We start from the raw sequence: 11622 nt of genomic DNA on the forward strand, positions 1-11622 counted from the left end.
CGCCGACCAGATCCTCGAGTCGCTCGCCGCCTACTGCCAACGAATTAATGACTCAGGACACTAGGACCGGCTCCACCTACCGGGCGCGCACGACATCCTCGCGTGGAGGAGTTGCCGCGAAGGCGTGTCCGGTGCGCTCGAGCGGTTGAAGCTGTCGCGCAGTTGAACGCGGTCCTATCGGGTGACGCCGGTGCCGACGTCGCCGATGTAGATCATCGGGCCATCTATCATCCCAGCATTCCCAGCCGGAGCCATGTAACCAACCCTCCGAGTTATCGGGGGAACTTCACGGTAACGTGACACGCTTCGGCTGCGAAGCCAGAGAACGGTCCGGTTGCTGGAAATTCCAGGTGAGGTGTATGAATGCCTGCGGAGATCTCCGCTCTTGTCGACGGGATCGTTGCCGCGGCACAGGGGTTTTCCGGTGCCGCCACGTTGCTCGCATTGCTGGCATTTCTGGTGGAGTTCGTCCGAGGTCGCTCCGAGACGAAGTCCTTCCGTCCAGTCGTGGGCTGGAGCATTGCCGTGCTCGGGCTGTTCGCGTGCGCGGCGGCCGCCATCGCCGTCCGCGATCGTGGGGTGTCTCCGCTGCAGCCCGGAGGCCAGCTCTTGGGTGCGGTGCTGGTGTCAAGCGCGGCACTTCTGGCGGCGGGGGTCGCGATGGCTGTCTTGACGCCGTCAGCGGATCGCAGCACGTTGCACGAGCTGGCCGACGCGGTGGAGGCGGCCGTACATCGGTGCGAGGCCGAGGACGACTTCGTCGGGAAAAACCGGGTGCCGCTCGGGCTTCTCGTGTCGAACGAGTTCGCGTGGTCGGGCAAGGCGGTGTCGTCGAGAGCGCGAGATCTTTCTGCGGCGAGGTGGCCGACTGCCTCGGTAGCTGTCGTCGCCGGCCCAACCGGTAGCGGCAAGAGCGTCGAGGTTCGCGCCCGTGTGCTCGAGATCTGCCGCCGGGCGAGGCAGAGCCGGCGCCCCGGTGAGCTCGCGGTGTACGTCGCATTGCGCAGGTTGCCGACCATCGAGGAGAAGATCACTCCGGACCTGGTGAAACATCACCTGCTGCAAGTGATTGCCGACCACAGCAAGAGTCTTGCCGAGTCGTTGCGACGATATCTGGACGGTGAGGCGTCGGGGCCGCGTTGGTTGTTCGCGTTCGATCTTGGCGGCGAGCTGTCCCCCGACGAGGAGGAGGGCTACTTCCAGGCTGTACGCAACCTGATGCGGCATCGTGACAAGGACCGAGCGTTGGTGGTCGTCCGGGAAGCTCTTCCCGATGCGAGGCCGGTTCTGACGCCCTGCACCCCTTCGGTCCGGCAGGTGAAGGAGCTGCTCCGCAAGCGCGGCGTCATTGGTCCTGATAGCTATGACGTCCACGATCCTGCTCTGCGTCAAGTCTTCGCTTCGCCAGCGCTGATCATGCAAGTCCTCAACGCTGGTGCGGCTCCGCGGTCGTTGGCGGAGCTGCTCGACGGGTATGTAGCGGTCATGCTGGATCGACACGCGTTGGGGGCAGGGGAGGCGAAGTCGCAGCGTCAGAGAGCCGAGGCGTTGGCGTTCCAGCTGATCTTTCGTCCTGAGGAGCCGCCATCTGCGGACGACGAGGTGCCGCAACTCGGCAGGCGTGAGCACGGCAGGTTCGCGTTCCGGTGCCCCGTGGTGCGAACGCATTTGGCTGCATCGCACCTCGCGGCTATGGCACCAACCATGTCACTCGCCGACCTTGTGGGGAGTGAAGAGACTCGCGCAGTTACGTCGGCTGCGCTACAGCGGGACGATGAGCAGTTTCGAAAGTACTTTCTCTCGCTGGTGGAGGCAGCGGCGCTCGCCAAGGCTGGGTCCCTCGGGCAGGCGGACGACGACGAGCTTCCCCCAGTGGGTTGCTTCACGTGGCCGCCGCTGGTCTTGCACGCGTTGACAGTCGTTCGTAGCTCGCCCGTTGCGTTGCATGAGCGGCTCTCGCCCCGGCTGCGGGCAGCGGTCGACCTCTTGGTGTGGACGGGTTTCTTCTCCGGAGGACGGCACAACCGCGATGCTTCGCTCGCGTTGCTGCCGCTGGTGTCGCAGGAACGTGTGCTGGAGCTCTATCGGCAGGCTGTGACTCTTGGCTATCCCACTCGAACTGTTTCCCTGATCGCGCTGCATCTGCGATGGGGAGCCGGGGGAGCCGAATTGGTCGGGCTGCACGACCGCGCGAACATGTTGATCAACGCGGTCAAGGTGTGGTCGAAGGGGCAGTTCCTCCCGCCGCGAGAAGACATCGACGACGACAGCCTGGTATTCGGGATGTTGCAGGGCGTGGTCATGATCTGCATGGTGTCGTCGGCGATCGGCGGGATCATGTTGCTCGCCTCTGCGGCGGCCGTCTTGAGTCCGACGACCATGACGGTCTTGTGTCTGGGGGCCTTGATGCTGTTGGGCATAGCGTGGCGGTTGAAAGTTGGTGCGTGCGAACTCAATGATTTCTGGGCGCGGGTCACTTACCGGGTAATCATCGGAGTTGGTGTTGTCTGCTCGATTTCCTCGGCGTTCTTGATTCTCGGATTGATCGTCAGCTTGATTCCGCCGAATGTAGAGTTGCTGCTCAGGAATTTCTTCTTTCTCTTGGTCTTCACCTGGCCTCCAGCCATGGTCGGTGAGGTTGTGATTGATCCTGTCGGGCAGCGTCGTTGGTATTTCCCTTACATGGTATTTGGCCTGATTAGTTCAGACCGGACCGAATTCACCCGCTACCGCGGGTTCTTGGATGAAAAATTTGGCTATCTCTGGACTGGTTGGCGCCGCACCGGATTGATCGTGGTGGGTTCGGTGTTCGTGCTTGCGTTGATCGACTTGCCGGTGCGCGAGGAGATCGAGTCGAACGTCGACACCACGGTTGGGATGGCTTGTGTCCTCGCCCTCTTCCTGATAAGTCGGCAGCGATCTGAGCCGTCCCCTCTCGACACAGAGGAAGTGCTCGGTGCGAAGGTGTTCAGCGGGCGAATGACCGAAGAGGACCTGCTGGTGCAGCTGCAGCAGCACGGCGAGCAGGGGCTGGGCGGGATTTGCCGGCTGATCAAGACTCTCGCTGTGGCGCCTGGCGGTGCTCTGCACCGTTGTGTTAGAGCGCTTGAGTCATTCGACCAGCTGTTGGAATTTCTGGAGCGTACGTTGCCCGATCCTGTGCCGACATCGTTGATCGCGCATCCGATCAAACCTGGCGCGTGGTCCTATCTCCCGGAGCTCGGTTCGCCCGTCGTGGCTGCATGGGCGGTCGAGTTCGATCGGAACCGTCCAGGAGTTCTCGTAGAGCTGGCGAACTCCGAACACGACCGTGCGTCGCTGAGCCATGCGATCAGGTCGGCGAACGCTCGTGTTGAGGCATCTCGTCCCAGCTAGTGCTGGGTGGAAGTGAGTGTTGCGTGCGTGGAAGTCGGCGCGCATCGACCAGAAAGGGTTCTGCCGCGCGCCGTCCCGAGGCTAATTCCGGCACCGGGACCGGTGACGAGATCGGAGAGCAGGGTGACCCACGCGGACAGGCTCCGTCGGTATGTGCTCCCGGCTGGGAAACAGGTGCTGCACGACGAGAACGGGTTCCTGCTCCCTGTGTCAGACCCGGCCTGGTCAGTCCAGGAGTCTGATCCACCCCTCCCCGTCGCCGAGCTGCCTGGCGCCGGACGCACCTTCGCCCTGCTCGCCGCGGCGGGCGCCGGCAAGACTACGACGTTCCGTGCGCTGGCCGGACTGGAGCCGAACGCCGTCGTGCTCAACGCCGCGCCGCTCACCCGAGACGACTTGCGGAGAAGGCTCGAGTCCGCGTGCGAGGCACGGCACCCGGTCTACGTAGACGGTCTGGATCAGGCGGTCCTGCACGACTCACGTCTGCTGCAGTGGCTCGAGGACGAGCTGACGACGGAAGAGGCGTGCCTCGTTCCGTGGCGGCTCGCCTGCAGGTCCGCCGCGTGGGAGGCCTCACTCGGACGGGCGCTAATGGACGCACTGCCGCACTTCGTCGAATGGCGGTTGCTGCCGCTGGACCGCAAGGGCGCCGAGCTGGTCGTCTCCGCGGCTGGCCACAGTGGACCGGAGTTTGTCGTAGCGGTCGTGGAGGCAGGACTGGGCAGGCTGTCGGCGTGTGCGGCGCAGCTGATCACCACGGCGAAGTACTGGTCCAGGTACGGACGGTTGCCTAGTGGCTCGGTCGAGGCAATCCAGTTCGAGATCGACGCGTTCCTCGCCGAGCCGAACGACCGGCTGCGCCCCACGACTCCGATCGATCGTGCGCGCCGCATTGCCCAGCGGATCGGCGCGTTCACCGCGTTCTCCGGCGCGCAGTCGCTGAGTCTGGTGCCCCACGCGGAGGACGGCGCCACCCTTGGCGTCGATCGCTTGCCGTCAGCTCCCGAGCCCGCGCAGCCCTCGTCCCCGATCCGGCCGGAGGAGTACCGCGAGGTGCTGGGTACCGCGCTGTTCGAGTTCGAGCCGCCTGGGCTCGTCGTGTTCCGGCACCAGATGTACGTCGAGTACCTCGCGGCGGCGTATCTCGTCGAACGTCACGCCGAACCCGAGCAGATCGGTGCCCTGCTCGGCACCAACTCGAACGGTGTCGTCCCCTTCTCCCGCGTGGGTATCGCCGCGTGGCTCGCTGCACTGAAACCGGGTCTCGTCGAGCAACTGATCGCGGACAACGTCGAAACCTTCGCGTTCTCCGCCGCCACGGTCGAGCTCAGCTCGGACACGGCGCGAGCAGCGGTCGTCGAGGCCGTCCTGGAGGCCTCAGCCCGCGACGAGCTTGATCCGCGCTGGGATCTGGATCTCACCGGCCTCGTGCACGCCACGTTGGAGGAACAGCTAGCGCGTCGGCTGCCGATTGCCCCCGCGAAATCGAAGCTCCTGTGGTGGCTGGCCCGGCTCGCGATCGCCGGTCGCTGTGCGGCGTTGGCGCGGCCGCTGCTGCAGGCGGCTCAGGACGTGACCTGCTACCCCTTCGCCAGGAGCGAAGCAGTCCTCGCCGTGGGACGGCTCGGAGATGACATCGCTCTGACCCTGCTCAAGGATCTTCTCTCGGAGGAACTGGCCGACGCCGACAACGAGGTCCGGGCGGCGCTGATCGAGGCGCTCCATCCACGGCATCTCAGCACGCTAGAACTCGCGTTCGCGCTGCGCCCTCACCGGTCAGGCTTCCTCGGGCGCTACCGGATGATGCTGCGCGAACTTGCCGACGACATTCCTGCAGTCGAGCTGGCCTTGTTCATTCGCGGGCTCATCGCGAACGTCGGTGACGGGCCTGATTCGCTTCAGCACTACGAGAATCTCCCGAACAAGCTGATCACCCGAGCTTGGTCGCACGCCGACGATCCGGAGCTCCGAGAGGCACTTGCTCAGCTCGTCACAATGACAGTCCGGACTCACCACTGGAGCCGGACCACCAGGGACCAGCCGTGGATGGACGGCCCCGTGGAGCGGCGTCGTGCGCTTGCGCTCGCGGTAGCCGGACTCGCGGACGACGTTTGGATCGTCCTGGTCACGACCGGTCTCATCCGCGTTGACGATGTGGAGTGGCTCATCGAGGAGCTTCCGGCAATGCCGATGCCGACGGCGAAACCGCTGTGCACCTGTCTCTTCTCATTGCTGCACAACCCGACGGCTCGGATCGCCGACCTCATCCTCGCTATGCCGCCGGAACACCCGGCCTACGACGTGACCGAGCCTTGGCGCGGAGCGTCCGATGTGCACTCCCTGGCGGTGGCAGCACAGCGCCGGCTCGCTGCGGAGGAACACTCATACGCAATGCATATCGCCGATCGACGCGTCGAGATGCGACGGTCAGTCGCCAGGCTCGTCGAAAAGCTCGACACGAACCCGATGTCCTGGTGGCGCCTGACTGTTCTCCTCGGAGAGGATGACGACGACGCGGTCTTCAACGAAGATCTGATCTCGCGCCCTGGCTGGCAACATCTCTCCAAGGCCGGACGTGCCGCGGTCCTCGAAGGAGGAGCTCGCTACCTAACGAACCACCGCCCCGAGCCACGGCAGTGGTGCAGCAGTCCCACGCTGAATACCGGCGAGGCGATGCCCGACTGGGAAGGTGTGCACCTGCTGTCCACACTCGCCCACCACGCGCCGCAGACACTTCCGGTATTCAGCACGGAGGTCTGGGCCGCCTGGAGCCATTCCATCGTCGCCACCTGGCTGGTGCGCACCAGCGACAGCAACGAACTCATGCGACACGCTCTACTGGACATCGCTGCGACGCTGGTACCCGAGCTGATCGTCGAAGCCGCGCTTGATCATCTCGACGACCTGCAAGTGGCCGGCAGCGACCAGTCCCTCAGTCCGGTGTACTGGCACCTCGCACCTCTCCTCGCCGAGGAGATCGCGCAACGCCTGCTGGCCAACCGGTACACAGGCGTACTCGCTGGCGACGCCCTCGACCTCGTGGCCCAGCACGCCGACCACGCCGTCGCGCTCGACACCTGCCTTCAGCTCAAGGCTCGCGACCGTACCGACCTCGCGGACCGGGCTCGAGCACGCCTGGCGACGCTTGCTCCCAACCTCGTGATCGACGAACTCTCCAGCACCACACCGGATCCGGCCGCAGTGGCCTTGGTGGCCCCGCACCTCTACATCTTCAAGCTCGACCACTGTCACCTGGTGCGCGCGGCGTCGATCCTCCTGGACACGTACCCACACACCGCCGACGAACCCGAGCATCCGGACGCCCGCTTCACTTCGCAACGCCACGCGCAGAACCTCCGCGGCCAGCTGCTGCGGCAACTCGCCGACCACGGTCACGCTAATGCCCTGGACGCCTTGCGCCGAGGACGTTCCGAGCTGGACCACAGGATCATCAGTACCGACTACCTACGACTCGCGAGATTTCGCCAAGCAGAGCTGACCCTAGCTCCCACCGCGCCGGATGAACTGATCGAACTCCTCCGCACTTCCGACGCACGCCTCGTGCACAACGACGCCGACCTCGTGAACGTCGTGCTGAGGATGCTCGCCGAACAACAGCACTGGATCAGACACAAGGGAGCGTTCCGCGAAATCTGGAACGGCACCATGCCACAGCACGAGGACGACATCTCGGACTGGTTGTGGCGCAGGTGCCACCAGCTAGCGCGCTCCGGCATCGTCGTGAATCGCGAGGTGCACGTCGTGCGCAATAGTGCAAGGGGCGGAATAGGAACACGCATGGACCTCACCGCGGAGTCGCGTTCTCCCGCGGCTCCGGACGCATTCGTCGCCATCGAGGCCAAGCGCGTTGACAGCAATGAGCTTCTCACCTCGATGTCGGACCAGCTGGTGCGGCGTTACCTCCAGCCTCGAGGGCTCAACCATGGCATCTACCTCGCCTACTGGCTCCAGCCCGACCAGCGGCCCACGGGCTGGTCGCGCTCGGCTCATCCGACTGCTGCCGGGCTTCTGGAGGTGTTGCGGCAACAGGCAGAAGACGAACGTGCACAAGGGATGCACATCACCCCGGTCGTACTGGATGTCAGCCGACCCAAGTAGATCCAATCGGGCCACCATGCTCCACCGGTCGCCCACCGCGCCGCTTGTACTTCTCACGGGTACGCGGGAGCGCAGACGCACCTGCTGTTACGTCCCGGCGGGGTCATCGTCAGCCTCATCGCCGGGCCGACGAGCCTCCTGGGCTGGACAGCCTCCCGAGATATACCGGATCCTCCCTGCGCTCACCAACGCCCTCATCCGCCGCGTGGTGCACACCGACCAAACGTTGCGGTGAGCACGTCGAACCACCACCAGTCCGGGACCCTCATGAGCGCCTGTACGGTCCCGGCATGCCGAGCGTTGTCCTGCCGGGTCTACACCCACGACAACGTCCGTGAACTGCTCATCGAACGAGCCACTGACTGGGACGGCTTCATCGCCCGCCACGCCGCGCGGCTCAACGAGTCTGTTGCCGGCCACCTGTCCTGACCGGCTGGATTTCGCAGAGCTGTCCTAACGGATGCGCACAGAGTTGCCCTTCTTGACGAACCCGGAGGCGCGATAGAGCACGGTGTGGCCGTCGGTGGCGTAGATCGTGATCACCAGATGGTCGTCCGCCTGTGGTGTGAGGAGATCGCCATCGATGGCTTCCACCACGAATGCGTTGGTGCTGCTGGTCCCATCGACTGTCACGGATGCAGTTCCGCGGAAGGTCGCTCGCGAGTTGTTGTCCTGGTCGATCACGAGCCATTCGAACGAGTTCGCGGAGATCGCGAGCCGGTGGCAGTTCACCGGAGCCTGGCTCGAGCAGCGGGCACCGGTGGCGTAGGTGAGGTGGAAGTCGCTGCGTGGGTCGATGACTCCGTTGCGGTAGCTGATGGTGAATCCGTAGTCGGCGCTGTCGGTCTGCCCTTGCTGGGCCAGGCCCGGAAGCACGTCGCCGGCGGCGAGGCTGGGCACGAGATCCTTCTTGTTCTTGCCTTCCGCCCCCGCGCCGGCGGGGTTCACCACGACGAGCATCGTGGTCGTGGTGGAACTCCAGTTTCCGGCGATGTCGCGGGCGCGGATGCCGATGTCGTAGACCCCAGCGGGCAGGCTGGCACCGAGGCCGGCGGTGAGCTGTTCACCGGCGAGGGACAGCGGCGTCGCGTTGCCGACGCCCGGATCGGTGCCCAGGTAGTACTCGCCTCTGTCCACTCCGGACAAGGTGTCCGTGACCGGCACGGTGAGGGTGGACGCGGTGCCCGCTGTTGCGGGGTTCGCGCTCCACGCCGGGGTGGCGAGAGAGGGTGGTGTCCGATCGATCGAAACGCGGTACCCACCGATTGCGCAGTTGCTGGCGGGATCGCATGATTCGGAAGAGGACACTGCCTGGTCACGACCTTCGGCCTGCACGATGGTCGGCGCCGGTGTCGAGGGCGGCCCGGCCGAGGGCGTCGGGTCCGTGCTGGACCAGGTGATCGTGACAGGGGAGTTGTACCAGCCGCTGGGCGCCGGCCGGTCCGGTGAGCCGGTGACGGTCGGGCGAGCTCGGTCGACCACGACGATGACGGGTGCGGACGCTGGTCCTGCACCGGCGTTGTTGGCCGCGGAAACGGTGTACGTGTGGACGCCATCGGTCGCAGTGGTATCCGTGAAGGCGGTTTCCGTCGCGGTGCCCAGCAGAACGCCGTCACGCTGCACGAGGTAGTGCGTCGCGTTGGTCGTTGTTTGCCAGGCGAGTGCAGGTGCGGAGTTGGTCGGGCTGGAGGCCGTCAGGCCTGTCACGATCGCGGGCAGGCTTGGTTGTTGCTGGAACAGGACGGTTAGGGCACCGGCGTTGGTGTCCAGCGTCGTGGTGTTGCACTGGTGCAAGTTCGCGAGCGTGACGCAGATCTCCCCAGGGGCGAAGCTCAGGCCGCGGAACGTCGTGGTGGTGTAGACGCCCTGTGCATTGGTTCTGCCATCTGAGGCGAAGTCTCCGATGAACGACGTGGTGTCGCCGACCAGGAGCGGGAAGCCGCCGGGGAAGCTACCTTGCACAGCGACCGAAGCACCGGGAAGGCCGACCCCGTTGATGTCCTTGGCGGACACCGTGAGGCCGGTGGTGCCCGGCAGTCGCACCGCTCGGTTCACGTCGCTCGTGAGGGCCATCGCCTGAATCGAGAAGTCGAAGTAGTCCGGCAGGCCTGGCACGCCGAGCGGACCCATGACGCCACCGCCGATGACGGCGAACGGGTAGGTGCCGGGTGCCCTGGTGATGCGGAAAGACCCGGAGCTGTCGGTCTTGACCGAGCCGTCGAGCTCGACGGTCACGCCGGGAACGGCTGTTCCGGCGGCGTCGTGGACAGTGCCGGAGAGGGTGTGGCTCAGCACGGGCGTGGGCGGGGGCTGAGTGAGTGTCACGTCGACATCGCCGTCGGTGGTGAGCGCGGCGGTGTTGCACACCTTGTTCGGGCTGACCGTGAACCTCGCACAGATGCCGCTGCCGGCCGCGAGCAGTGTTCCGCGGAAGAGCGTGAAGCGGGCAGCTCCAGAGGAGTCCGTCAGAACCGAGCTCACCTCACCGCTCAGAGTCGCCCGGTACATCGGGTGGCCGGTGCCGAGCAAAGCGTGATCGGTGAGGATGCCGCCGAAGTCGATGGGGATGTCAGCGGCTGGCGCTCCAGCGTGGTCGTTCACCCGGACCGTGACGGTGACCGTGGGAGGCAACAGGACGTCCGTGGTCAGATCACTGGACGTCAGGTCGATCGCGTCAGCAGGTCCGGCAAAGCTGAAATAGCCCGGGAGGCCGGCGATGTTCAGCGGACCGGTGCCGAGACTGCCGCCCTGCACCGACAGCTCGTATCTGCCAGGCGACTTCGTGATCGAGAACCTGCCGTCGCTCTGGGACCTGACGGTGGTGTTGCCGAGCTCCAGCGAGATGTGGGGGACTGGAACCCCCTCAGCCGTGCGCACAACACCGGAGAAGGTGTGACTGGGAGGCGTCGGCTGCGTCAGCGTCACCGACGCCGGCCCGCTGTCGGTGGTCACCGCCGAGGTGTTGCAGTAGGTGTCGACGAATCCGGTGACACCGCGTACGCAGATGCTGCCGGCCGGGTAGGTGAGCCCGGTGAACACCTGAAGGTGTGCCGCGCCGTTCGACTGAGTTCTCGCCTCCGACTCCGTTGTCGTGAGCCGGTACGCCGGCGCCGCGCCCGGAACGAAGTCGAAGCCGGCCCCCGGTGATGACGACCCTGTCGCCTCCACCGCCAAACCGCTGGTGACCGGATTCCCCGTGGTGTCCAGCACCGTGACATCCAGTGTGGTGGTCGACGGCATTCGGAGGTCCTGCGTCACGTCCTGGCTGGAGAGGTCGAACGCCTGCGCCTCTGGTCCCGCGGTGATCGTGGCGCTCACGGGATAGCTCGGCACGCCGGATACGAGCAAGCTGGCCAGTCCTGAGGTCGCGGCGAGGTCCTGGTAGACCCCCGGTGGGACGTTGAGGGCGAAGCCGCCCGGACCACCGACGTTCGCATTCGACATCAGGCCGCCCAGCGAGACCCTCGGGTTCTGCAGCTGAAGGCCGTCGTGGGTGCTGACCACGCCGCTGAACCTGTGCGTCACCGGAGTGGTCGGCACGGTCGCCAGCTGCACGTTGATCGTGAGATCACCCTGAACCTGGACACCTTGCTGCACAACGACGTTCAGGCCACTGTCGGCGGCAGGCTCGAACCGGAAGTCGTACACGCCTGTGTCGACCGCGAAGGTGAACCTGCCATCCGGTCCGGTGAACGCAGGGCCGTGGCGGACGTTGCTGGTGCCGGGTTCGACCGCGGTGACCGACACGTCCGGGACAGCGACGCCGGTCTGTGAGGTCACGATGCCGGAGACGACCGCGGGCGCCGAGGCCGCCGAGGGAGCTGCGAAGGTCAAGAGCAGCAGAGCTGCGCACAATGCCGCGCGGGCGAGAACGTTGAGACCCGGCATCGTGACCGCCTTCTTCCTTAGCTGTACCGTGCCCGCCATATCGAAGCCCTTCGGTCCGCCGTGACCTCGCGGAACGAGAATCCCTCGCGTGGCTCAACGGTCATCACCTATGACCGCAGGTGTCGCGATGCTTGCGTGGATGGCTGCCGACACCTTGCTGTCCCGCCACGGAATGGATGCGGCGTCCACAGCGTCCAAGGCGCTCGTCTCGCTCGTGGTCGCGCCGATGTTCTACTACTC

The 11622-nt window shown here is 65.5% G+C and carries 4 protein-coding genes; 3 read left to right on the top strand and 1 reads right to left on the bottom strand.

Going from position 1 to position 11622, the window contains the following annotated elements; genetic code table 11:
- Positions 1-363: 363 nt before the first annotated feature.
- The 3 genes from UK23_RS32620 (at position 364) to UK23_RS52060 (ending at position 7923) form a co-directional block, all read left to right on the top strand.
- Positions 364-3375: a hypothetical protein gene (locus UK23_RS32620; protein WP_045315557.1), complete on the top strand. Its 3012-nt coding sequence runs from the start codon at positions 364-366 to the stop codon at positions 3373-3375.
- 174 nt (positions 3376-3549) lie between these two features.
- Positions 3550-7494, top strand: a complete 3945-nt coding sequence (locus tag UK23_RS49150) for a hypothetical protein (RefSeq protein WP_052685261.1) — start codon at positions 3550-3552, stop codon at positions 7492-7494.
- A gap of 267 nt (positions 7495-7761) precedes the next feature.
- Positions 7762-7923 (top strand): hypothetical protein, encoded by a 162-nt coding sequence (locus UK23_RS52060; RefSeq protein ID WP_156213539.1) that lies wholly within the window; start codon positions 7762-7764, stop codon positions 7921-7923.
- Between the two features lie 24 nt (positions 7924-7947).
- Here the strand turns inward: UK23_RS52060 and UK23_RS32630 are convergent, their stop codons facing one another.
- Complete coding sequence (locus UK23_RS32630) at positions 7948-11328, bottom strand: carboxypeptidase-like regulatory domain-containing protein (RefSeq protein WP_156213540.1); 3381 nt, start codon at positions 11326-11328, stop codon at positions 7948-7950.
- Between the last annotated feature and the right edge of the window lie 294 nt (positions 11329-11622).

Origin of the sequence: Lentzea aerocolonigenes (assembly GCF_000955955.1) — a bacterium.
In the GTDB taxonomy this organism is placed as follows: Bacteria; Actinomycetota; Actinomycetes; order Mycobacteriales; family Pseudonocardiaceae; genus Lentzea; species Lentzea aerocolonigenes_A.